Below are 25,290 nucleotides of genomic sequence, written 5' to 3'. Positions count from 1 at the left end.
TATTATTAAAGACGTATCCCTTTAAAAACTAAAAAATATTACATAAAGTCGGCAAGCCCGAGCTGTTTTTCCGGGGGCTCACCGAACGTGGAAAGAATAGCCATCCTCAAAACCTCCACCCTCTGGCGGGTGTACTCCGAGACGTCATACTCCTCGCACATCTTTATCGACATATCGAGATATTTTTTGACCGAACCCTCGTGAACCGTTGCGATAAGCTTGTTTCCGCACTTAGTGCACTTTCCGGCGATAGGCATCCTGCGGTACTTAGAATTGCACCTCGTGCACCTTACGGTCTGCTTTGAAAAAGAGTTGAGGTTTCCCATGATATCCCTGATAAAATGCGTTTTTAAGACCCTCTCCGCAACATCGCTTTCATCGACCGCACGAATAATCTTTCCCAGCTCAAGTTCGGCCTCAAGCTTTTCAATCATGGTCGTAAGCGTATTGTACGACGAAATAAGGGGCCCTGCCGAGATATCGGAAGTATCATGGGTGAACATAATCCCCTCGTACTGTGCGGGCGTCCCTAGCCTTAAGTCCACGTGGTCAACCTCCTTTTCGATATCTTTGGGGTGAGTATACTCAAGCGCCGCAAGGTACATCTTCAGGGGATAATGGTCGCATGCATCTACGTTGTGGCACTCACCGTCGACCTCCGCCGGGTCAATCCTTTTCGTAAGGACAAGGGGAGCGTCCATAGAGCCGCCGCGGGTCTCCGGCAGAAACGCCTTCGAGAAGTTTATGAGACCGTCAAGAAGAAGCATAACGCAGTCCTCGTCGCCGTCGCACTGGCCCGTAAAGATGCCGTTTGCAGAAAGGGTATGATCGGCGTCGACGGTCAGGCAGTACACATAGTCCTCAGCAGACTCAAGAATAATCTTCTCCTTTACAATGTCGGTTATCATAACGCCGTTTTCAAATACCGGGACGTAATCGCCGACATTTAATTCCACCGCCTTTATCTTCCTCTGGTACGCCATATCACAGACAAGCATCGCGTGATCGAAAGTGACAGTAACCGACTTTCCCCTGCCGGTCTTAAACATAATAAGCGACTTCGGTGCACGGTGAATGGAAACGGACGTAATCCGCCTCATCCTTATGGCACCGTAGCTGTCAATCGAATGAGTCCAGAAAGTCCGCATCGGATCAGAATAGTATGTGCCGACGCGGTCAAGCTCAGGTCTAGAAAGGTCGAAATTTTCAACGACAAAGTCCCTTATCGGAAGAGTCCTCCACTGCCCGTCATAAACCGAGATTTCAGTCTCGCCGACAAAGCAGTTGCGCCTTTTTGCGGCATGGAAATACGGGTGGCCGTATCCTACGTGAGCTTTTGAAAAGCCGATAAGCCTTACGAGGACTCCCGCACTGGTATGCGGTGCAAGACCAATCAGGAGCTGTCCCACCAGATCTTCTTTTCTCTCGGCCTTATAGTAAGGTTCAATCCCGTAAATCTTCACGAGCATATCGTCAAGGAAATTCGCGACCTTCAAAAGCCAGTCCCCGCAGTCCTCCGAGACCAGTATGTCCTGGCATTTCAGCTCAAGGACCTGTCCATCGCTTTCAAGCGGCTTTTTGTATACGTCTCTGGGGTAACCGAGCTCAACAAGCCTCTGCCATGAAATACCAATCTCTTCCGGTCGGAAATGGGTCAGCGGAAGGTCAATCATATCATAGCGGACTGTCCCGTCCTTGAAGACATACAGGTCTTTTTCGGCTCTTAAAACACCCTTTTCAAGAGGCTCGACGCACCTCTCCTTTGACATCAGGCCCTTGACACCCTTGCACAGCTTTATCTCCGAGTCCCTGATGCCGAGGTGCGAAAGTGCCCTGTTATACTCCTCCTTGACATCAATCTTGATGTTCTGGAGGCACACACCCTCCACCTTGCATACAGGACACATCCCGTTCTTTGTCTCGCGCCCGCACCTGGGGCAGATAAAGACGGCCTTTGTATGACCACCGCACTCGCACCTGTTCCTGAAAGTCTCTTTACCGCAGACCTCACACCTCCTAAGGCCGATATCTGTCTGGATTATACCGCCCCTGCGGTTCTCTTTGCTCTTTGAAGCCTCCTGGAAAGACCGCCTCGAACCGCCCTCATCACCTACGGGGAACAGTCCGTTTGGAGGAGGACTCATCTTTCTCTCCTTTGATTTTCCGGGGCGGCCCATACGCCCGCCGATTCTTGTGCCGGCCTTTGACCTCATCTTAAAGCCTGACAGGTGCATGACCATATCCATCGGGTTTTCGCAGGATACGTCATCCCGGGAGGAAATACTTTCAAGATTTTCGGAAAGCCCGAGACATGCAAGAAAAACGTAAGGCCTGTCAATGAGAATTTTTCCGTCTCTTACCCTGTGGAGAACAAGAAGCTCCTCAAGGACACCCTTCTGAACCGGATCTGCAGGGAGCGTTAAAATTTCGTCCTGCAGCTTACCGTTCTTTTCCACAAACTCCGAAAGACTGCGTATTTTATCGCAGGTGATATCGTCCCACATGTACATATAATCCGGGTGAAGGAAGTACCCTGCCTTTGCAATCTCTATTGCCTCTTTTTCACCGGAGGGCCTTTTTTTTCCGTCAGACTCCATGGTCCACCACTCGTGGCAGTATGAAGAGGGCACAAGCACGTGGTTGTTCTCAAGAAACTCCCCGAAGCTTACAAGAATTTCACCGACATCTATTATCTTTGATACACTGCGGCTGTGCATCAGGGAGAGTGCGTCTTCAATTCTATCAACTCTCACAAGGTCCCCGTTAGAAAGCCTTACCGTAGGGCCCTCAATAGTATCGACCGGGACCACTCCGGCCGCCTTGCCAGGTCTTTCCACCTTCATCTGCGTCCCTACGGCAAGGAAATCGCCGAGAAGGTGAAGAGTCGCTGGATTAAAACCCGCAGCCGCAAAACCGGTGTTTCTCGAACGCCCGTACCTTAAACGAAAGCCTCCCTTTCTCATTGGATACGAAAACACAGGTCTTCCGCCGATAAGGTCACGTATATACTTGTCCTTGGGTTTTATCTTCGGGCCGCCCTCTTCATGCTCCTCATCTTCGTCGGAAGGAGGTTTTGTCGCCCCTGACACAAGAACGTCGAGCCATTCCCAGCCTTCCATGTGGACTTTTCTTACAATCTTCTGGATCTTCGGAGCCTTCAGCCCCAGACCTTCCGCAACGACAAGAGCCATTCCCCCGCGTACGACATTGGTCTCTACCCTCTCGAGGTTTCTGTAGCCTGAGACCTCGACCTTTTCGGTCGGCTCACCGTCTATGCACACAGGGCAGTTTTTTATGATATGCCTCAGTTCGTCATCAGATGGCATATACTGGAGGCTTAAAATGGAGTTGTATTTTTTAATCTCCTCGACATACCTCTCTATCTCCTCCTCACGGGGGATGTAGCGGTTCATGCCGAGCTTTTTTCTGACGTAGTCGCCTACAAGAACTGAAAGGGCCTGTGCAGTCCCGCCTGCACTTCTTATAGGGCCCGCGTAATAAATCTTTAAATATTCTGTCCCGTCATCGTTTTTGCCGATGCCAATCTTTCCGATACCTTCGGTCGGTGCCGCAACCACACCTTCAGTCAAAAGCGCCATCGACGCACGGATAGCGTGGTCAAGTATATCTTCCTTTGTCTCCTCACCGAACTTTTTTGCAACGAAATCGTCACCGATTTTAAGGGACACCTCTTCACGCGACATGATTTCCCCAAGCTCACGCAGGCGCTGTGCAACACCCTTATACCCCATAAGAGCTTCAACACGGTCGGCAAGGTCACTGGCTATCGGGATCTCGACATCAGTACGTGGGTCATAACCCTCCTTACGTGCTTTTTTTGCTATATCTATCGCGTTGTATAAAGCGTCCTCAATCGATTTGAAGTATTTTTCCATATCCGGCGAGGCCTGCATAATCCATAATTAGTCCCTTATGCCAGATATAATATTCACAAAAACGATTAAGCAGCACCTTCCGCTGAAAGCCTGAAGGCAAAAATGCCTGGCTAAAAATCATTTTGAATGATTTTCTGCAGCATCCCAAAGGCGATTATAAAAACATTATTGCCTGATGAGAAAAGAGAAATAAAATACAAAAAGAAAGTACAGGTCGCTTTAAGGACTCCGGGAATTTCCGGGCGGAAATTATTTTGACTAACCGGAAAAATCCTTTTTCTGCCGGTAAAAATATACAACCATAAATCAAACCAAGGTTTAAGGGGATATATCAGATGTTTAATGTTCGCGCCTTCTCCATTGGAAAAGCACACGAGGAAGTTATAAAGACAATCCTCAAACACGGGATATACATAGTCACCGAAGACAACGAAAAGACGATTGAGCTTCCAGAGCCTCTCAACATCCACGTGGGAAGCCCTTTTGCAGACTATATGATAAGCCCATACAATATGTTCAAACAGGGCGCAATGGAAAAATACGTCCAGGACCTCTTATACGGGACTGACAACGATTTTGTATATACATACCACAACAGGCTTTTTGACTACCCTGTTGCCGGAAAGAACGGAGAAATCCTCGGAGACGGCGACAAAAAAGGTATAAACCAGATAGACTACATCGTTGAAAAATTAACAGAAGAACCGTCTTCGAGGCGTGCGGAAGCGATAACCTGGTTTACGACAAAGGACGAACCATCAAACAACCCACCGTGCCTGCAGAGAATCCAGTGCTTCATAAGAGACAAAAAACTCAACATGCATGTCGAGTTCAGGTCAAACGACATGCTCTCTGCACTCGGGGCCAACATGTACGCCCTTGTCCACCTGCAGAAGATGATTGCAGACAGGCTTAATGCAAAGACAGGCTGGTATTCGCACACTTCGGTCTCGGCGCATATGTATCATGAACGTGACCACGAAGAGCTTGTAAAGTACATAAAAGGTCTCGGCATTGAGGACTCTCTCAAAAACTACGAAGCAGGAGCATACATCAAAATATAAACACCTGAAAAAACTCAAAATCCCATAGTATAAGTTTTTCAGGCATTATCTCATTTTTATGAATGAAATGTTAAAGAATCCTTTTTAAAATCCGTTATACGACTTTCACTGAAAAAGCATTTTACCGGCTCTCCGGACTTAAGTTGTTGAGTGTTATCACTGCACAGCGGTGCGGCATGCTTTCAGGGTCGGATTCCTGTATGTACTTCCGCAGGGGCTCTGCAGCGGGGTCACCAATTCTTATAAGGGCCTTTGAAGCAAACCCCCGTGTTACGCTGTCGTCACCCTCAAAAATCTCTATCAGACCGGATATTGCAGGCTCACCAACTGAGGCAAGGGCAGCCGCAGCATAACGCCTGACATTGTCGTCAGGATAGTGTTTAAGTGTAAACAAAAGCTGCTCTACGGCTGGTTCACCGATTTTTGCAAGTGCATTTGAGGCATACCATTTCACGTCATTATCGGTTTCGGCCGACATAAGCTCAATGAGCGGGTCAACGGCATCCGTCCCCATCTCCGAAAGTGCCTCAACGGCCCCTCTTCTCTCCTCAAGGTCCCCGGAAAGAATTTTTTCAATTTTATCTCTGATATCGTCTGCTACTGCCATAATAAAAACCTGCAAAATTTATGGTCTTAATTAATGTCTATTAATAAATCATCTTTACTAAAAAACTCCGGGAAAAATGGAGGGAATACATTGGTTGAATTAAATTGAATTAACTAAAAATACATTTATTTTAAGATTGAAATTGACTTTTCTCAATAATTTTTGATAATTTTTCAGGCAATAATTAAATACAGGAATTTACACCAGAATAAAACTGAGGCTGGTAAAAATGACAGCATATGCACAACTAAACGAGAAGGAAATAGGCGGACTGAAAGAATGCGAGGACGAAATGGGAGTAATTCTTATTGCATACGAGAAACCCGTCCCCCCGGCAAACATCAACACGTCAAGTCTTGAGAAAATAAAAAGTCTTGAAAAAGAGATTGGCGTAAAGCTCGTTGCTTACGAATAAAAAAGCGACGTGCAGTCCAAATCCTTAAACATTTTTTAGCATCTGGCTTTCCTTATCAACGGAATTTTTCGCAATCATTCCTTTTAAACCCCCATGATCAATATCACATAATTAATATGAGATGCTGATATACTCCCATAAGATAATGTTCTCCGGCAAAAAGGAACAGTTACAACCGGAAGAATCAGCTTTTTCCGGTCGTATAAAAACTGTTGAAGCTTACATATCGGGACGTGTTCAGGGAGTCGGGTTCAGGGCATGCGTAAAGAGAATTGCATGCAGCCTGCGCATTACAGGACGTGTTATGAACCTTGACGACGGGAGGGTACACCTGATAGCGACCGGAGAATCGGTAATTATAGACAAAATGATCTCTTCTCTCTATGAATGCCCGAGAGCCTACATAAGGGAGATGGACATAAAAGAGATAAAGCATAAAGAATTCGGTAACTTTGACATAGAAAGAGGAGATTAGATCAGAAATTCTCCCGGACAATCAATAGTCGACCATAAAGCCCTCGCCATTAACGACTGATTCCTTATACGATAAAACTGTTTTTTCAATCTTTTTTTGTGCAATTGACCTGTGCAGAGAGTCAATAAGTACCTCTATTAGTTCATCGTTGAGGTGACATCTCCTGTTTCCGCAGTCGTAATGTTCGGTTGTCAGAAACTCGCGTGCAATGGGAAATACTACGGAATCAACCATGCCCGCCTTGAACGGGTCAATTACGTCAAGCACAAGAGACATCTTTCCGTCCCTTAGGATTCCTATGTCGAGATCAAGGTCGGCACCGGTTGCACATACGCAGCAGTTCCCGAAAAGCATGGAATACCCAAGAGAAAGCATAGAGTTTACAGGATCAACGTGCGGTCTTTTGGTGCGCCTCCTGAAACCGTGGACAGAGTTTATGATCCTTGACATGACCTCATAATACATATCACCCGATAGTTTGTGTATGCGCCTGAGTTCATCCATCTTAATCAGGTAACTGACGTCGTCAAGCATATTGTAGAAAAACTCCTCTTCACCCTCGTAAAAAAGACTTTTTCCTACTTCATTGCCGGACTTTTCTATCATCATAAGGCGCGACTTTATCGACGACCTCACAACTTCGGAAGCACGGATATACCCGGGAGCCTTTTTTTGCAGCTCCCTTATCTCCTCGTCCTGACGGTACCCGAACGGCCTTAAAACAGCGAGAGGAGTCCCGTCCGCATCAAAAAAAGATATTGAAATGCCGTTTTTTAAAAGGTGGGATATCGCAGAAGTATGTATATTGTGCCCGCCGACAATAAGCAGATGCGAAACTTCAGAAAGCGGATATTCCTTTGTAACGCCTTTTTTCTGGATTATCAGCGTAGTGGTCGTCGCTTTGATATGCCCGCCGAATCCGGCCACAGTTTTCCAAGGTAGTCTGAGATCATCCATATGCAATAAGTCCTTACGCAGAAAAACAAAAGCTATAGAATATTTTATGCCGGCAGTGCATAAATTGAACTGATCACAGCCCTGGCGCAAACCGAAAAGCCGTTGCTGATTTTTTTGTTCAGTATATTAATTTAATTCAAGTTAACACAGAAACAACCCGTATTTTCCTGAAAAACGCCTTTAACACCGTTTTATGCAAACTGATAACAATGCATAAAAAATAAATCAGTACATCTCCTAAACATCTTTCGATGAATAATAAGTTTTCTGGTGTACTTATAATTCTCCTGGCTCTGGCAGCAATATCATTTGCAGGATGTACAGGCAGCCAGCCGGCTGAAAACACATCTGCAGGGGCAGGTAATGCCACAGCAGAACAGACGGTTGCAGGGGAAGAGACATACATAATCGGTATCGACGGCGAATATCGACCTTATTCCTACATTGACACAGAAGGAAATGCCCAGGGGTTCGATGTGGAATCTGCGAAATGGATCGCGAAAAACCAGGGATTCAATGTGGAGTTCCAGCCCCTGGCATGGGACGGCATAATCCCCGCGCTCCTTGCAGGAAAAAATGACATGATCTATTCGGGCTTGACAATCACAGATGAACGCCTTGAAAAAGTCAACTTTTCTATTCCTTACCTCCAGGTAGACCAGGGTGTTGCATTCAACAACGACTCTGACTATACTATGGATGATTTCATGAACGGAACGCTTGTAATAGGCGCCCAGAGAGGAACGACAGGCTCAATATGGACTGAAGAAAACCTCATAGAAACAGGTCTTATGCCATCCGAAAACCTGAAGTATTACGACAATTTCCCAAGCGCAGTAACTGACCTGCAGAACAAGAGGATAGACGCGACAATTTATGACGTGCCGTCACTGCGTGATGCAATTGAAGGAAAAACAATGGAAATCCGCGACCAGATAGACACAGGCGAGGTTTACGGGGTTGCAATAAAAAAGGATGACACTGCACTTCTTGACAAAATTAACGCAGGGCTGAACAACCTTATGGACGACCCGTACTGGCAGGAACTTCTGGAGAAGTACAAGCTTGTCGGGGCATCCCCGCACAAAAAATAAAATTCTTTTTTTTATAGAGAGACTTAAAAGGGCAAATATCAAAACCCATCAGCGCAAAACTACTATGAAAGTAGTGCACGGCAAAAATTCTAAGATTTCCGGGAAAACATTATAATGGAGTATTTTTAGGATCAAGGGGTTTTGCTGGACATTTATTGCAAAATTGTAATTCAGTCTGTTGTATCAGACAAACAGGGGATCATATCCCCGGAAAAACAATCATATCTGTAAACATAATATCCTGTCAGCATCAGTTCAAAATTTAAATCCGGCAGAAAAAGAGCACGCAAAACCGCTAAGGAAAAAAGATGGATATATTTTCAATATTGTCTGAATGGCTTCCGTACCTGGTCTCGGGGGTCCTTGTAACTCTGGGGCTTGTCGCCTCGGCACTAATTATCGGTGTACTTCTCGGACTTCCTATGGCAATAGGCCAGGTCTACGGGAACAGACTCCTGAAGACGGCTATAGGGCTGTATGTATGGTTTTTCAGGGGGCTTCCGGTCCTTTTGCTTCTTTTCATGTTTTACTTTACCCTTTTCCCGTTCCTGAACCTGGATCTGCCTGAATTTTTTGTCGGTGCAACAGTTCTCGGGCTTCGCGGTGCTGCATACCAGTCCCAGATCTTCAGGGGAGCAATTCAGTCCATAAGCGAAGGACAGATGACGGCCGCACGTTCCCTCGGGATGAGCAGGCTGACAGCAATAAAAACAATCATCATACCGCAGGCAACACGAATAGCACTGCCCGGGTGGTCAAACGAATACCCTAACATCCTGACTGATTCTGCGATATGCTATGCAATCGGCGTTGCAGAGCTTCTGACGAGGACATCGCAGATTGTTGCGCAGACGTACATTACCATGCCGATATACCTTGTATGTGCACTGATATTCATCCTGCTCAACTACGCCGGAATGAGAGTCATATATATGCTCGAGAAGAAAGTGGCAATACCCGGATTCAGCGGGGGAACACCCGGCGGAGTGATCTGATAAAATGACAGAAGAATATGAATATACACTGAAATCGGAAGACGAATATATACTGAGAGTGGAGGACATCCACAAAACATACGGTGATTCCGAAGTCCTCAAAGGCGTCTCTTTCAATATAAAAAAAGGGCAGACAATTGTCTTTATAGGTCCGTCAGGAACAGGAAAGAGCACACTTTTACGGTGCATCAACCAGCTTACCGTTCCTGAAGAAGGGAGGGTCTGGCTCAACGGTGAGGAGGTCACTAACTGCGGAAGCAAAATAAATCATTTCAGGCAGAAAATAGGAATGGTCTTCCAGAACTTTTACCTTTTTGATCACCTTACAGCCGTCAGAAACGTGGAAATCGCCCTAATCAAAGTAAAGGGAATGAAACCGGAAGATGCAAGGAAAAAAGCCCTTTTCGAGTTAAGACAGGTGGGAATGGAGGAGTGGGCCGACCATTACCCGGCCGAACTTTCAGGCGGTCAGGCTCAGCGTGTGTCAATTGCACGTGCACTTGCAATGGAGCCGGATGTAATTCTCTTTGACGAACCGACATCCGCACTTGACCCGGAACTTACAAGAGAAGTCCTTGAGGTTATGAAAAAGCTTGCACTTGACGGCATGACGATGCTTGTAGTGACACACGAGATGGGCTTTGCAAGATCTGTTGCAAACAGGATAATCTTTATGGAAGGCGGAAAAATCGTTGAATCCGGAACTCCGGAGGAAATAATGAACAACCCTGAATTTAAAAGGATGGGAAGTTTTATCGGAAAAATCAGCGGTCTTACAGGAGATTAAAACCAGATGGACACAACTTTCATATTCGACATTCTTCTGCCTGCACTATGGGGAGGGCTTCTGATAACCTTACAGCTGATAGCACTCTCTGCGCCGTTCGGGCTGGTGTTCGGAGTGTTACTTGCTGTAGGAAGGGTCTACGGCGGGTTCTGGACGAATCATTTGTGCAGGTTGTTTGTCGGGTTCGTAAAGGGGTGTCCTCTCATACTTCTCCTGTTCATGCTCTACTTTGGTCTTCCGTCGGTAGGGATATATCTCTCCACACTTTTCGGACTTTCGTCTGTCGGCATATTCGGCATATTCTATCTTTCGGCGTTTGCCGCATCAGTTATAGGGTTCATATGCTGCAACAGCGCCTACAACTCAGAATACATAAGAGGAGCGATACTTTCGATAAAGGAGGGACAACTCGTTGCTGCAAGCGCACTTGGCATGACAAAAGGCCAGGCAATCAGGTACATTATCCTCCCGCAGGCACTGAGACGTGCAATACCCGGACTTTCCAATGAATTCATATACCTGATAAAGTATTCCTCCCTTGCATACATGATTACGTTAATAGAGCTGACAGGTGCAGGAAAGCTAATCTTCTCAAAATACTTTGACCCGGATGTATTTCTGGTCGTAGGAATAGTTTATCTTGCACTTGTAACGATTACAACAATAGGTGCAAATGCCCTGGAAAAGAAGCTTGCAGTCCCCGGAACTCAGGTAAGATAAAAATAAAAAAAAGTCAAAGGTCAAATTCGTCCAGAATTTCTATAAAAAGCCTGTATTTTTCAAGGTATTTAATTCCCTTTTCGGATATGAATATAAATTTTCTTCCCTTATCATCGGTATCTTCACGGATGAACCCTTTTTTTAGCAGTTCGTCATAATACCTTGAAAAACTCACTGAAAAAAGGTCTGACTGCCTTAAAAGCGGCGTATACTTTACCCCGTTTACTGTTTGAACGGACTATTGCCAGTATGTCGTAAACTATCTGATGCTTGCCTCTGTTCCTTTCCATTACCGGCTGTCACCCTGAAATCCCAGGTAAATTTTTCTGATTCTCATATATCTAGAGAGGAACAATACGCTTGAAACAATAAAAATAACCAGTGAAAGCTCTCTTGAAATAACGCCCGATACATAAAAGCGGAGCGAAAATATCTATGAAAAACAGATTATTTCACAAAAGATTTTATGCACACATTGCAATCCTGGCACTTCTGTCTGCAGTGACACTTCTGGCAGGAATTGCATTTGCAATGCCTGCGCAGCCGCAAATACCTCAAAACGAATTATCCTTTCAGCATACTAATGAATTTCCGTAGAATAATGAATACTACGTTTACTTTTTTTTCCTTACGTTTTCTGAAAAGGAGATTTCAAAAATTGAAAAACATTTTATAACTCCCGGCTGAAGATACAGCATAATGAAAGAGACTGCCGGAAAAATCATGATCTTTGTGTGTTGTGTATTACTTGCGACTGCAATATTTACTGTTTCTGCCGCTGCAGGCCCACAGTGGAGCCTAATTGAGGTCTATAACAACAGCAGTTTTTCCGCAGACAGTCCTGAAATATCAGGTGGAAACATAATATTTCTGCTTGCAAACGATAACATCAGCTCAAAGGGAAATGATGTCGCAATATACAATATTTCATCAGAGACCACCGCAATAGCAGGTACTCCGGCCCAGAACATGACACTTACAGGTGACGACATTTCAGGAAACTATGCAGTATGGTTTGAAACCACAGGTATGGAATTCACAGCCCCGGAAGATGAAACAGACAGCCGGAACACGGTTTACCTGATGGACCTCTCAGACGGCACAAAAACAGCACCTTATTTAAACATAAATGCAGAGTGGCCTAAAATAAGCGAAAACAGCATACTCTATTCCGTTGAGAACGGACTGAATACAACGCTGTATACATACATTATCCCTGAAAACAGGTCTGAAAAGATAATGTCCCTAAATGAATTGTTTGACCCTGCAGGTGTCAGGTATGACAGCGGTAATATCCTTTACGCAGGAGAGAACCTCAGCCTGTACAACATCAGCAGCCGCAAAAACACCGTAGTCTGTGAGTTTGAGGCCGGCATAAACAACAGCAACTCCGCTGTATCTGATTACGACATGAAAGGTGACTATGCAGTGTACTTCAAAAACACCGTGGTATTTGATGATAAAGACAACAAAATCTCCGGCAGGTTCACCGAACCCTCCCTGTACAAAATTTCGGAAAACAAAAGCTACCTGTTGAATCCTAAAACGGGAAATTACACTGGCAGTTATTCAGAAGAAGATAAAAAGGCGTCAGAGTATATAAGCTCACCATTTACAGACGGAAAAAACATCGGGTGGGTATATTCAGAAAGCCTCTCCGAATCGGAAATAATACTCTTTAACCCAAAAACCGAAGAGACAGCAAACGTAACCATACCCAAAACAGCATCAGGTGCATGCATCGACGGTGATAACATGGCAGTCTTAAAGTCCGATTACCCTTCATTCAGGTCTGAACTGGTTTATGCCAAAAAAAATGCGGAAAAAAATAACCTTTCAGGCGGATTGACTTCAGGCAAAACTTCTCCTGGATTTTCGGCGGTAATGTGCATAGTATCCGTTCTTGTCTTATACGCTGTAGTGCAGGCGGACTGCAAAAGAAACAAAAGACAGTAAGATAATGGATAATAATTAACGTTTTTTGGGACAATAAAGGAAAATCAGGACAAACACTCCCGAATCCATGAAGACCTGCACACCGGACCGGTCTTATTTTTTCCTGCCTGTCTGCAGGTTGCGGAAAACCACAGAAAAAACAAAAATTTACGGGATTAACGGCAAAGAAAAGGAACTGTATTTAATTTTTAAAACTTTAAAAAAAATTTTAATGCAGAAATCTGCACTATCATGCATTCAGGTCATTCAAGGTTATACTTGTCGATTAATTCCTGCCAGTAAGGGTCGGCCATCAGCTTGTCAAGACCCTCGTTCATAGTGTACAGGAGCTCAGTGTCATCTTTTCTTATAGCAACGCCGTATTTTTCATCAGTGTCTATTGTTCCAAGCTTGACAGCGTTCTTGCCCTGAATAGACTCGATTACAACAGGCGTATCATACATTGCCGCATCAATACGACCGTTTTCAAGGTCAGTCACTGCAAGCGGGAAGTTTTCATACAGCTTAAGGTTTTCAGACGGCATTATCCCTGTATCAACAAGGTTTGTCGTAATCCATTCAGCGGCAGTACACCCTCTCTGCGTGCCGATAACAGCCTTTCCCTCCTTTATGTCATCCATTGTAACGGATGAGCCGTTCTTTACCGCAACAGCCTGGTTCACTGTCCAGTAGGGCTCTGAAAAGTTTACCTTTTCAAGGCGTTCGTCAGTTATTGACATGCCCGAGTAGACAATATCAATCTTTCCCGCCTGAAGTGCGGGAATTATCCCGTCCCATGCGAGGGGCTTTATCTTAACAGCAAAGCCCATTTTATCGGCGATCCACTTAACCGAATCAACATCAAAACCCTCTGCACTGCCATCGCTGTTGATATATGAATAAGGCGGGTAGTCGCCGTCTATACCAACAATATATACAGGTGTTTCACCAGCGGCAGGTGTCCCGCCGGTGGCATTTTCAGTGCCGGCAATAGTAGCGTTGCCTGAATTCGGCGTATTCTGCGTCCCCGTACACCCGGCAAAAGCAGCCGCCGCAAAAATCACACCAAGAATTAATACAGCCAGAAATTTTTTGTCCATGCTGAAAATTTTGGGTTTAATAAATATATAGAACTTCTGAAAATTTCCAGAATGAGTCTACTGTATAAAATAACCTGATAAAAGATTTTTTGGAACTGGTACAAACCGGTAACCGCTTTTATATCATGATATACCAAAATCTTCATGCCATGCCATAGCATACCATACTATGACATTCATGTTCTGGGACAAAGAGAAAGAGACCTTAAGCGGTGACAGTCTCGAAAAACTTCAGCTCAAACGCCTTAAATGGACTATAAAACAGACTGAAAACATACCATTCTATAAGAAACTGCTGAACGAATCCAAAATAAAACCCGATGACATCAGGAAAAAAGAGGACATACAGAAACTCCCCTTTACAAAAAAATCTGATCTCCAGGGAGGATACCCGTTCGGATTTTTTGCCGTTCCGAAAAGGGAGATAGTAAGAATCCACACAACATCCGGGACAACAGGCAAACCGACAGTTGTCGGCTACACCAGAAAAGACCTTGACAACTGGTCAGAGCTTATCGCACGCAACATGACGATGATAGGCTTAACTGCCGACGACACATTCCAGAATGCCGTAAACTACGGTCTTTTCACAGGAGGACTCGGGTTTCACTACGGCGCAGAAAAAATCGGGATGACCGTTATCCCGAGCGGGACCGGAAACACAAAACGCCAGATTGAGATGATAGACGACTTCGGCGTAACCGCAATGCACTGCACTCCAAGTTATGCAATGCACTTGTCAGAAGTCGCGGAAAGCATGGGGACCGACCTTCCGACGTTTAAAACCGGAATGTTCGGTGCAGAGCCCTGGTCCGAAAACATGCGCAGAACGCTTGAAGAAAAGCTCGGAGTAACCGCATACGACTCATACGGCATGAGCGAGATATACGGCCCGGGCGCCGCATTCGAATGTCCTGAAAGAAACGGTCTTCACTTCTGGCATGACTGCTACATAATCGAAATCATTGACCCGGAGACCTGCGAAGTGCTTGAACCGGGACAGAAGGGTGAACTCGTCGTAACCCCGCTTGTAAAGGAGGCGATGCCCCTTTTAAGATACAGGACAGGTGACATCACAATGATCCTTGATGACGAATGCCCGTGCGGGCGCGGCGCAAAGATTGCACGCCTTACCGGAAGAAGCGACGATATGCTTGTCATCAGGGGCATAAACGTCTTCCCATCCCAGATAGAGCATGTCCTTCGCTCAATCCCCGAGGTAGGCGACCAGTTCATGGTATACGTCGACAGGATAAACCACCTTGACGAGATGACAATCGACGTCGAAATCAAAAAAGAGTTTTTCAAAGGCGAACTCTGCGACCTTGAAAAAATACAAAGGAAAATAATTCATTCGTTAAAAGAGATATTAAATCTCAGAACAAAAGTTTCACTTGTCGAACCAGGATCACTTCCGAGATTTGAAGGCAAGGCGAAGAGAGTAATCGACAACAGAGGAGATAAATTTTGAGAGCATGGGACCCCAGAATTGAGGAAATGCCTGTAGACGAGCTGAAAAAGCTCCAGTACAAATATTTCAAGACACTTATCTGCAGACTGTACAGTTTTTCAGAGTTTTACCACAACAGAATGAAGGAGGGTAAAGTCCACCCTGACGACATCAGGTCTCTTGAAGACGTAAAAAAGCTTCCTTTCATGTACAAAACCGATCTGCGCGACAATTACCCAAACAAAATATTCACGGCGTCAACTGACGAGCTTGTAAGATATCACGTATCATCAGGGACTACCGGAAAACCTACAGTTGTCGGTTATACCCAGAAGGATCTTGACATCTGGACAAACTCTGTTGCACGCTCACTTACCGCATGCGGACTCGGAAGGGGGGATGTCATGCAGGTCTCATACGGCTACGGGCTTTTTACCGGGGGCCTCGGACTGCATTACGGCGCAGAAAGAATCGGTGCAACCGTCGTTCCTACAAGTGTGGGGAATACGGAAAGGCAAATTGAGCTGATGCAGGACCTGAAAGTAACTGCAATAGCATGCACACCGTCCTATCTCAATCACATAGACGAAGTCGCGGAAAAGATGGGCATTTCCATCAAAAACGATACTGAACTGAAAACTGCCGTTTTAGGTGCAGAACCATGGTCCGATGAGATGAGGAACCATATCCAAAAGAAGATGGGAGTATGTGCACACAACATCTTCGGCACATCCGAACTTTCAGGCCCTATGTTCTGCGACTGTTCAGAACACAACGGCATCCACATATGGGGAGATATCGCATACACCGAGGTTATCGACCCTGAAACCGGCGAAAACCTTCAGCCCGGGGAGAGGGGAGAACTTGTAATGACGATTCTCCAGAAAGAGGCTCTTCCCATTATCAGGTACCGCGTCGGAGATATTACATACCTTGACGAATCCGTCTGCCCGTGCGGAAGAACGCACCCGAGAATCGGGCGCCTCAGCGGAAGGGTCGATGACATGCTCATAATAAGGGGAATAAACGTCTTCCCGTCACAGGTAGAACACGCACTGATGAGCATCCCGGAAGTGTCAGGCCAGAACTTTATGATAATCGTCGAAAGAGAAGGAACACTTGACAACATGCTTGTACAGGTCGAGCTGAAACAGGAATTCTTCTCCGATAAGATTAATGATTTAATGGACATAAAAAGAAAAGTGTCACATACGCTCAAAAACTCCCTTAACGTCAGTGCCGGTGTCGAGATTATGGCGCCGAACTCACTTCCGAGATTTGAGGGCAAGGCAAAAAGAGTCATTGACAGGAGGAATATCTGAAAATGGTTGAAAGTGATTATATTATAAAGCAGATCTCCGTTTTTTCCGAGAATAAACCCGGAAGACTTGCTGCAATTGCAGGAGCTCTCGAAGATGAGAAAATAAACATATTTGCGTTTTCCATTGCAGAAGCAAAAGGATTCGGGGTAGTCCGCCTTCTGGTTGACAAACCCGGGTCTGCACTTAAAAAACTTGCCGACATGGGCTTTATGGTCTCGTTTACCGACGTAATTGCAGTAAACATGAAAGACGAACCCGGCGGCCTTTACGAGACCGCAAAAATTCTCGGTGAAGCCGATATAAACATCGAGTACGCCTATGCATACTCCGGAAAAGAGGCTGCCGTTCTGATACTCCGTGTCGACCAGGTAAAAGAGGCTATAAAAAGAATAAGAAACAACGGGGCCGAACTCTTAAAGGCCGGGATTTTCAAATAATTTCATTTTCTTTTCATTTCAAATAACAAACTTTTTTCCAGTTGTCAAATCAATATATAAAGGCAGGGTCCATAGGGTAGAGGACATCCTTTTGGGCTTCGAACCCAAAGACGCGGGTTCAATTCCCGCTGGACCCGTTTATTTTAAATTTATACGGAAGATATGAGTTTTTCAGATATCTGTTTTCGTCAAAAAATCATGCTCTGAAAAAGAATTATCCTTTGAAAATTTTTTCTTATTCTATTCTTATATATGAGGCGCTGCTGTTTCCTATCAGAACAGGATGGTCAAGTTCTGCAGTCGAATCGGCAGTATCAGCCGATTTTGCATGTACTCTTATGGTGTAATACCCGGGCACAAGGTCGCTTACCACAAGACTTGCATCTTCTGTTTTATTACTGACCAGAGGACCCTGTACAGAACCCATGGTTTCAAACGGGATCCATACATCGTCGCCTTCCCTTAAGTAATAAAGTTCCTGTTCAGCGGAATATTCCCCCGAATAATAAAGAGTCCATTCAAGATTCAATACTTTTGTAATCTCGCCTGTATTTGTAACATGAAGATTTGAGACTTTGAGGTCCTTAAAATTGATTCCAATTGAGGAAAGGTTGTATATGGCAGTCACATAAGTCCTGGGAAGGGAAAGTGAGTCGCTTCCGTTATTGAATGTGATAGTAGAATCCGGACCGAAAAGATTTATGTTTCCGCCCTTTAGCACTTTCAGCCTGAACGTTGTACTCCATGTCTCGTTCAGCCTGATAGTACCCACATCGAAATTAAGTGCTCTGTCGGAATTCCAGTCATCGGTGTCATCTTCGGTATATCTCGGAATAACTATAGCCGTTGAATTTACCTTACCGATTACTGTTGATTCATCATACGCGTACACGTACGAAAGCGCAGGGTTATCCGGGCTGTTTGAGACTGTAACATTGTTTATTTCGACATTGCTGAAATCAAGGTCCATTACGGTATTTACACCTGCATCTCTTTTCAGGTCACCGGCAATTTCACGGTATACATCGTTTATGTTCGCAGAGTTTGCGGCATAATAAGTGCCCCCTGTCCTTTCCGCAAGCTGCTCAAGTGTATATACCCCGTCTGACGACAGACCTGAGCCGAAAGCTATTGAGTAAATAGTAATATTATTGGCACTGGCATATTCCGTCATATCCTGCCGGGAACTCGGTATGTCAGTAAATCTGTAATAATTATGCGTTAAATCTCCAAATGAATCAGCTCTGCTTGTCGAACCGTAACCTCTTGCAAGCGGGTCCCCGTAATAGTTGTAGTCACCGTCTGAAAGGACAACAACCGCCCGGACTGCTTTTGAATTGCTGTTTGGATTATCAACAAGTTCTTTTATCGCGAGATAAATGCTTTTTCTCATAGGTGTTCCGCTTAAAGGCACTATATTGTCAATCTCATCTTCCACTTTGCTGTGGTCGGTAGTTAATGAGAGATCAAGTGTCGCGTAATCCGAATAATAGCGGTTATTGCCAGGGTAGTTTTCAGCAATATACGATAAATCGTCAGACCTGATGTTGTCTATGCCAGCCCAGTAGTAATAATAATAACCCAATATGTTAGCAATTCCCTTTGTCCCGAAAGTCGTAAGTCCTACCCTGTCGCGCCCCTCACTCATTGCAGAATTGAACTCCTTCATGGCGTCCATTACATCGACCATCCTGTCGGGATAATCCTCGAGCATACTTCCTGAACGGTCGGCCGAGAGCATTACGTCAATTGGATCAGGCTGAAGCGCCCAGCCGTCGCCTTTAAGGGTTACGGTCACATCAACCGTTTTATTGACCTCGACTGTCTCGTTGCTTACGCTGGTTTCAACAGAAAGATAAGGGTAGTTTTTCCATTCTACTTTGACGTCCCTTTCTGTAGTGTTCCATTTTGCACCCACAGTACAGTTTGCGGACCCGAGTGCATTGTATAAAGGACTGTTTGTGTCCTTTATAAACGAACCAGGTGTAAAATAGACAATTGCCTGACCGTCCTCGTCGGTCTCTGCCGAATCTGAAGACAAAGAAGGCCCTTCTGTCTGGTAATCAGGATATGAGCCGCTTTTAATGAAGAACGACACCACTTCACCTCTTACCGGGTTTCCTTTCTCGTCTATCACCTTCGCACGGATGGAAGAAGTCTTTTCGGTTGCGACCTCATGACTCGGCATAACCTCAGGGTTTGCTGTTAGAAGCATATCAACCGGGTCAGTACTGTCAAACATTAACCGGGTATCAACACTCACCGATTCATTGTCAACCGAATATGCACTGAGAGTTACAAGGCCTTTTACGGACGACGGTCCGTATGATATCATAACTTCTCCGTTGGAATTGGAAGTCCTGTCAAAAGGTTCATCATTGATATTAGAACTGGATATGTGAACTGTCCTGTTTCCGGCGGGATTTCCGAACTCATCCTCCAGGTAATACGTTATGTAGAATTTGCTCTCCCCGTCTGCCGGAAGATACGGTACTTCATCATTGTTGGGATTGACACCTGCAACTATTGAAAAAGGCTCTCCGTTTGAAACCCCCTCTATAGTCCTGCTCTGGTATTTTATATCATTCGGGGGGTAGAAAGTGAATATATTGTCACCGGGGGTCTTTGAGACTCTGTAGTTTATTGCAGCAGCACCTGTGCTGTTTACGTATGCCACTGCATAATTAAGTGTATAATCCGACCCGTCATAAAAGTATGAATCGGATGGGCTGCAGTACATATCAACCGATTCAGGGGTCAGACCCAGATCATCTTCATACCTGCTGTCTATAAGATTTCCGTACTCATCAGCCATTCTTATTATTACCAAAGTAACCTCATTCACCGTCACTTCGTTGGAATAGCTCACGTTAAGAATTCTGTCAGGTTCGGCATGATCTATTTCCTGGGCAATAGTCTTAGTTATCTCCCCTGCCGTGCCGTTTGCGTCAGTATAACTTATTTTTGCCTGAATATAGGCGGTACCGCTTTTTGTGGACGAAAAAGTAGTTGAAAAAGGAGAACTGGTGGCACTATTTAATGAAACATCCCCGTAAACATCCGAATTCGTGCATGAAAAATCGACATTTGATATCTGACAGGATGAATTCGTCAAAGATACTGTTATATCAGCAGAAGACCCCCCTGCTACAATCCAGATGCTGTCAGAAGACATTATAACCTCTGAATCTTCAAGAGCAGACACAGGGCCGGCAATAAAAAAAGATAAAGATATTACCATCAATACAAAAATAACAGCTTTTTTCATTATATCTCTCCAGAATTTGCAGGGATAAACACTCAAGACAAATGCAGTATATAAATGTCTGAAATCCGGGTATATATATAGATTAACAATTAATGGATGAGAAGAAATTTTATTTCATAATATCCTCATTATGTAAAAAATATCCTGGTTATAGAGTTATTCCTCTATGAAACAAGATGCTGCAACTATAGAAAACATTACCTGTAAAAATTAAAAAGACTTGTGGCTGTTGCCCTGAATTAAATTACAGCCCCTTTGTATAATATTTAACAACGGGAAGACTGCCTAAAGTCCTCCGTCATCATATTTTCTGGGAGGTCGCCTCTGATTCCCGCCGCGCCTTCTTCTACCGGAATTCACCTTCAGGTTGTACGCAACATATCCGAGAATAACCAGAGCAACAATAATTATTGCTATCATCAAATAGTTTGTCTTCTTCTCAAGTATGAACGTAATCGTCATTTCAGTCGTTCCCAGGGGGACCTGACGCGTATCTGTAAGTTCTTTATAGCCTGATGTTGTAATTTCAAAGTTATAATCAGCATTTGAGATAAGTTCGGTCGTAATCATTCCTTTTTCATCTGTTACACCAAGATTTTCACCATTCACTGATACCACTGCATTCGGCACCAGACTATTGTCTTTGTCCTGTACAATTATTTTAACATCAGCTTTTGAATATTCAAGCTGCGCTATAATAGTATCAACCGTCCCGTTGATATTTTCCTTTACCTGGTAGTCCTCATAACCGGATTTTTTTACAAGGAATGTATGCTCTCCTGAAGAAAGTTTTGTAACAGAGCTTGTACCGTAATCATCCGACTGATCAAAGAGGCTTCCGTCAATGTATATATTGGCATCCGAAACAGGTGATTTATCGGCATTGTAAACCGAAACTGTCACCGGATACAGCGACTGTGACAAAGTCACCGAATACAGAATCTCATCACTTTCAAAGTAATGCTTTTCAGTATAATCCTCATACCCGGTTTTTGCTACACGAATATCATAGGTCCTTTCGTGTTCAAGGTTGAGATTCACCTTGCCGTCTGAACCCGTTTCGCCAGACCTGACTCCGCCTACATAAACAACAGCACCTGCCAATGGCGAAGAATTCCCGGACTCACCGTCGAGAACCTGAACAATTACAAGATCACTGCTCTGAAGAAGATAATCCACGATCTTTGAAGTATCATCCATTTCGACGTCTTTTGTAAGAGTGTCATAGTTGTTCTTTTTTACTGTAACTACATACGACGAATCATAAGAGACTTCAAATTTCACAGAACCATCATCATCAGTGGAATCGCTTTTATCTATATTATCACCTGTAATCGTGACAATAGCGTCTTCAATTGGGTTCAGCGTGTCGGAGTCAAGAATATTTACAGTTAAAACTCCGGTCTCGTGTCCCAGTTCAACTCTTAAGGAGGTTCTGCTGCCGGACACAAGGGTGCTGTAATAATCGTATCCGGACTTTTTAACACCAACTCTGTAACTTGAGGAATAAGAATGTGTATATTCAAAGATACCGTCATCATTAGTAGTTCCCACATAACTCCCCGCTATGTATATGGAAGCACCGGATACAGGATCGTTATCTGTGTCATCAGTAACTGATATGGTTATTGTTGTGGTGCTTGCCTGAACAGTGGTGCAGCATAACATTCCAAGTAGCAGCATAAATGCCAGAAAGCAACGTGTATTCATGAATTTATTTTCATTTTCATAGTTTTTATATTATGCGGATGACAAAGGAAGGCAGAAGTCAAAATAAGAGTCAGAGACATATCCACAAAATGACTTTTTTAGGGAATAATAAAACGATTTACAAAAAAGAGACTCAAAACATCAAAAAAATAAAAAAAATTAAGGATTTTAGTCCTTTCTCATAACCAGAGCCGCAACTGCGCCAAGGCCAATGAGTGCAACAAATGCTCCAAATCCTGGTGATGCTGTCTTCTCAGGAGTTTCGGTTGTTGTTGCCTGTGTTGTTGGCTTGATTGTTGATGGTTTGGTTGGTGAGGTTGTAGCTACTGTTTTCTCACCGGGCTTAAGAACATTGAATGTCGCGGTTGTTGTTTGATCTGCTTCGATTGCTTCGACGTTTACAATGTATTCGTCTGCCTGGAAAGTAGATCCGTCAACATTCATTGTCCACTCATTGAATGAGTCACCCTCGGTAACTTTAACGTTCTGGGTATCTCCGGAGAACTGTGAAGCCTGTGATTTTGATGCCGCTGTGAATGATGATGATGTAACATCTACAATAAGCCTGTCATCAACTGCAAGGTTTGTTGTTCCTGAGATTGTGAATGACTCACCGACATACTTGTCACCGATTGTGTTAATCCTGATCCATGGCTCCTGTACAAGGAATGTCAGCTTTGTGTAGGTATCATCAATATCATTTGAATTGATTGAACTGATTAATGCCTCTGCTGCTGCAGATCCCTGAAGCTTGCCAGGACCGGCAATTACAAACTGTGAGTTGTAGTTAGTTGTGGTGCTCTTGTTTGGACTTGTAACAACAGATGTTGCTGAAAGACCGTCATTTCCGCCGGTTGCCCATACGTTGAACTCATCGTTGTACATCGGGTGCTGAACAACTACGAAGTACTGACCCGGATCAAGGTGCTTTGTGTCTGCTGTTCCGAGCTCATACTCGAATGTGCCGTCATCGTCTACAGTCTCAGTAACAAGTCTGTAACTGTTAGTCTTACCATTCCAGTAGTTCTTTCCGAGAATCCAGATACCTACTCCAGGTGTTGGGTCTCCCAGTGCTGTTCCGCGTATGTATAAGCTGTCACCTTTTGCTACTGTTGAAGCTGAGGTTGTTGCTGTTACATATGGTGTCTTTATATTGAGAGAGAGTGTGTCATACTTTGCATCTGAAAGATGACTCTGATCAACATTTTCGGATACTGCATATACTGTATATGATCCTGCATCAAGGGTTACTCCTGAAGTACTCCATTTGTATTCCCAGGTGTCGTCGGACTTTACTACAACATGTGTGTTGCCTTCAGGTCCTGTCGGGCTTGTAAGTGGTGCTCCGTCTGAAGCAAGGTTAGGACCTGTGACAAAGAGATATACATCGCTTGTATCTGTGTCCGTACCTGAAAGGGCAATTTCCTCACCAAGGTAGTATGTACCGGACCCTTCTGCTGTAATCGTAACAGTTCCCTTCTCGATTTTGACCTTCACAGTGTCATAAAGCTGATCGTCACCCTGTGTGTTGTTAAGGTATTTCTCTGCACGGATTGTGTAGGTAGAGTCCTTTGTGTACCCGTCAGTTGTAAGAGAGACAGTGATCTTTCCACTCTTGTCGGTCTTTGCCAGTACAGCCCAGTATCTGTCAAGTGTGCGGTTTTCCCGAGGAATATCATCACCTATTGTCGAGCCAGATCCAACTGCCTTATAATAGACAGATGATGCGTTAAGAGCAGAAGTATTGGCACTCTTTGGTATAGGTGTGACATCATTCTGGTTTGGAGTAAACCATGGTGCATTGTCGGATACGTTAGACTTATTTGGATAGGTTGAAATTCCGGTAATCCACAGGTAGTAATCTGTCTTAGCCTTTCCGTTGATTGTTACCGTAAAGGCATTGTTACGAATGACTGTCTCCTTGTCAGCTGTAAGAGTTACATCCTCTTTGTCGATTGTAACCTGAACTGTTGGTGAGATAGTCTTTCCTGAAACTGAACCTAGGTTATCCTTCATTTTGTTTATGTTTGACTCAACCCATATACTGTATGTACCTGAGTTGTATGCCGGATTTTTGGTATCCCAGATAGTCTTGTTGTCAACAGATGTATTCTGGACGAAATACTTGGAGTTACTAGGCATAAGGTTCTTCAGGCTTGTAACACCCTTAGTTGCGTTAATAAGACCATTGAGTGTTGCACCATCAGGTGTCTTAACTTTCAGAACAAAGCTAGAACCTGTACTGCTGAAATTTGCACCAGCTAAACTGCTAGCGTTAAGACGCTGGTTAATCAGTGTATTCAGGTTTGTCTGGAACGCAATCTGAAGATTGTCTCCTTCTACAACAGTTTTGCCTGTTATATCAGTGCCGCCCTCCATATCTGCATCAAATATCTGAACATTATTCAGATAAGGATAAGATACGACAAATGCCTGCTGGGTACATGCTGAGTCGTTATACCATGTACCGATCTTTGATCCAAAGTCTGCTTCTGATACCTGGAACTTCTGAGTGTCAGAAGCATAAATACTCTGTGGTGTCGCAGAGGAGTCCTCTCTCCAATAGATAGTTCCACTTGTAGCGCCACCAACTGCTGCTGCAATATTGATACCTTCTTCACCAATAAAAACTGTATCTCCAGGTGTTATATTTAGGATACCCAGCTCGCCAACTGCAGAAACAGGGCCCACTGCGAATATCGCAAGCACTATAAGAGATAACAGTGCGATTCCGAATTTTTTACTCGTCATTTAAACCTCCTTAACATACGATTTAAGGATCAGGCAATCAACCATATTCGGCATATGCCGAAAAAGGATTCACCTTGCCCCATACTCCGAACGACGGAATATAGAGCAGTATTTGTAGAACACTTAATATATCCTTTGTGGTTGAAAGAAAGCACAGTGCATTATAAAGACACAATTATTCAGAGTCGTAATGCCTGTCTTTTTGAAATATGCATGTACAATGCATCATCAGAATCCTGATCACTTCGCAAAACCACATCAGCATGGAAACATTACAGAACATATGAACAAATCGACAATCACTATA

Annotated in this window: 20 protein-coding genes and 1 tRNA gene; 13 read left to right on the top strand and 8 right to left on the bottom strand. The window is 44.3% G+C overall.

Going from position 1 to position 25,290, the window contains the following annotated elements; translation table 11 throughout:
- Positions 1-38 precede the first annotated feature (38 nt).
- Positions 39-3,914: a DNA-directed DNA polymerase II large subunit gene (locus J2128_RS08130; protein WP_209690629.1), complete on the bottom strand. Its 3,876-nt coding sequence runs from the start codon at positions 3,912-3,914 to the stop codon at positions 39-41.
- A gap of 317 nt (positions 3,915-4,231) precedes the next feature.
- Between J2128_RS08130 and J2128_RS08125 the strand changes: the two genes are divergently transcribed.
- Positions 4,232-4,960 (top strand): thymidylate synthase, encoded by a 729-nt coding sequence (locus J2128_RS08125; RefSeq protein WP_209690628.1) that lies wholly within the window; start codon positions 4,232-4,234, stop codon positions 4,958-4,960.
- A gap of 121 nt (positions 4,961-5,081) precedes the next feature.
- Here J2128_RS08125 and J2128_RS08120 read toward each other — a convergent pair whose 3' ends face one another.
- Positions 5,082-5,567 (bottom strand): HEAT repeat domain-containing protein, encoded by a 486-nt coding sequence (locus J2128_RS08120; protein WP_209690627.1) that lies wholly within the window; start codon positions 5,565-5,567, stop codon positions 5,082-5,084.
- Positions 5,568-5,796: 229 nt separating this feature from the next.
- On the opposite strand from J2128_RS08120, the gene J2128_RS08115 reads away from it, so the two are divergent.
- Together J2128_RS08115 and J2128_RS08110 are read left to right on the top strand one after the other, a co-directional pair.
- Positions 5,797-5,982 carry a hypothetical protein gene (locus J2128_RS08115; RefSeq protein ID WP_209690626.1) on the top strand — a complete coding sequence of 62 codons (186 nt, stop codon included), beginning with the start codon at positions 5,797-5,799 and terminating at the stop codon, positions 5,980-5,982.
- A 121-nt stretch (positions 5,983-6,103) separates the two neighbouring features.
- Entirely contained in the window at positions 6,104-6,457 is a 354-nt protein-coding gene (locus J2128_RS08110; protein WP_348632384.1) for an acylphosphatase, read from the top strand.
- Positions 6,458-6,478: 21 nt separating this feature from the next.
- Here the strand turns inward: J2128_RS08110 and cas1 are convergent, their stop codons facing one another.
- Positions 6,479-7,414: a CRISPR-associated endonuclease Cas1 gene (gene cas1, locus J2128_RS08105; protein ID WP_209690625.1), complete on the bottom strand. Its 936-nt coding sequence runs from the start codon at positions 7,412-7,414 to the stop codon at positions 6,479-6,481.
- Between the two features lie 251 nt (positions 7,415-7,665).
- Here cas1 and J2128_RS08100 point away from each other — a divergent pair, with 251 nt between their 5' ends.
- From J2128_RS08100 to J2128_RS08085, 4 genes are all read left to right on the top strand, one after another.
- Positions 7,666-8,508 carry an ABC transporter substrate-binding protein gene (locus J2128_RS08100; protein WP_209690624.1) on the top strand — a complete coding sequence of 281 codons (843 nt, stop codon included), beginning with the start codon at positions 7,666-7,668 and terminating at the stop codon, positions 8,506-8,508.
- A gap of 308 nt (positions 8,509-8,816) precedes the next feature.
- On the top strand, positions 8,817-9,503 hold the full coding sequence (locus J2128_RS08095; protein WP_209690623.1) for an amino acid ABC transporter permease: 687 nt from the start codon (positions 8,817-8,819) through the stop codon (positions 9,501-9,503).
- Positions 9,504-9,507: 4 nt separating this feature from the next.
- Positions 9,508-10,290, top strand: coding sequence for an amino acid ABC transporter ATP-binding protein (locus J2128_RS08090; RefSeq protein ID WP_209690622.1), 783 nt, complete (start codon positions 9,508-9,510; stop codon positions 10,288-10,290).
- Positions 10,291-10,296: 6 nt separating this feature from the next.
- Complete coding sequence (locus tag J2128_RS08085) at positions 10,297-11,010, top strand: amino acid ABC transporter permease (RefSeq protein WP_209690621.1); 714 nt, start codon at positions 10,297-10,299, stop codon at positions 11,008-11,010.
- 13 nt (positions 11,011-11,023) lie between these two features.
- Here J2128_RS08085 and J2128_RS08080 read toward each other — a convergent pair whose 3' ends face one another.
- Positions 11,024-11,185, bottom strand: coding sequence for a hypothetical protein (locus tag J2128_RS08080; protein ID WP_209690620.1), 162 nt, complete (start codon positions 11,183-11,185; stop codon positions 11,024-11,026).
- A gap of 260 nt (positions 11,186-11,445) precedes the next feature.
- Here J2128_RS08080 and J2128_RS08075 point away from each other — a divergent pair, with 260 nt between their 5' ends.
- Both J2128_RS08075 and J2128_RS08070 read left to right on the top strand, forming a co-directional pair.
- A complete protein-coding gene (locus J2128_RS08075; RefSeq protein WP_209690619.1) occupies positions 11,446-11,607 on the top strand; it encodes a hypothetical protein in 162 nt (53 codons plus the stop codon).
- Positions 11,608-11,709: 102 nt separating this feature from the next.
- Positions 11,710-12,966, top strand: coding sequence for a hypothetical protein (locus J2128_RS08070; protein ID WP_209690618.1), 1,257 nt, complete (start codon positions 11,710-11,712; stop codon positions 12,964-12,966).
- A gap of 242 nt (positions 12,967-13,208) precedes the next feature.
- Here the strand turns inward: J2128_RS08070 and J2128_RS08065 are convergent, their stop codons facing one another.
- Positions 13,209-14,045, bottom strand: a complete 837-nt coding sequence (locus J2128_RS08065; protein ID WP_209690617.1) for an ABC transporter substrate-binding protein — start codon at positions 14,043-14,045, stop codon at positions 13,209-13,211.
- Positions 14,046-14,223: 178 nt separating this feature from the next.
- Between J2128_RS08065 and J2128_RS08060 the strand changes: the two genes are divergently transcribed.
- The 4 genes from J2128_RS08060 (at position 14,224) to J2128_RS08045 (ending at position 17,391) form a co-directional block, all read left to right on the top strand.
- Positions 14,224-15,516, top strand: coding sequence for a phenylacetate--CoA ligase family protein (locus J2128_RS08060; protein ID WP_209690880.1), 1,293 nt, complete (start codon positions 14,224-14,226; stop codon positions 15,514-15,516).
- On the top strand, positions 15,513-16,817 hold the full coding sequence (locus tag J2128_RS08055; RefSeq protein WP_209690616.1) for a phenylacetate--CoA ligase family protein: 1,305 nt from the start codon (positions 15,513-15,515) through the stop codon (positions 16,815-16,817). Before J2128_RS08060 ends, J2128_RS08055 begins: the two co-directional genes overlap by 4 nt.
- Positions 16,818-16,819: 2 nt before the next feature.
- On the top strand, positions 16,820-17,254 hold the full coding sequence (locus J2128_RS08050) for an ACT domain-containing protein (RefSeq protein WP_209690615.1): 435 nt from the start codon (positions 16,820-16,822) through the stop codon (positions 17,252-17,254).
- Between the two features lie 65 nt (positions 17,255-17,319).
- Positions 17,320-17,391, top strand: a tRNA-Arg gene (locus J2128_RS08045).
- A gap of 98 nt (positions 17,392-17,489) precedes the next feature.
- Here the strand turns inward: J2128_RS08045 and J2128_RS08040 are convergent.
- From J2128_RS08040 to J2128_RS08030, 3 genes are all read right to left on the bottom strand, one after another.
- A complete protein-coding gene (locus J2128_RS08040) occupies positions 17,490-20,522 on the bottom strand; it encodes a hypothetical protein (protein ID WP_209690614.1) in 3,033 nt (1,010 codons plus the stop codon).
- Positions 20,523-20,807: 285 nt separating this feature from the next.
- Positions 20,808-22,205, bottom strand: a complete 1,398-nt coding sequence (locus J2128_RS08035) for a carboxypeptidase regulatory-like domain-containing protein (protein ID WP_209690613.1) — start codon at positions 22,203-22,205, stop codon at positions 20,808-20,810.
- Positions 22,206-22,400: 195 nt separating this feature from the next.
- Positions 22,401-24,983, bottom strand: a complete 2,583-nt coding sequence (locus J2128_RS08030; protein ID WP_209690612.1) for an MEMAR_RS02690 family S-layer glycoprotein — start codon at positions 24,981-24,983, stop codon at positions 22,401-22,403.
- Positions 24,984-25,290 lie beyond the last annotated feature (307 nt).

Origin of the sequence: Methanomicrobium sp. W14 (genome assembly GCF_017875315.1) — an archaeon.
Classification (GTDB): domain Archaea; phylum Halobacteriota; class Methanomicrobia; order Methanomicrobiales; family Methanomicrobiaceae; genus Methanomicrobium.
The sequence above is the reverse complement of the archived record's forward strand: the minus strand, read 5'-3'. Positions and strand labels throughout refer to the sequence as shown.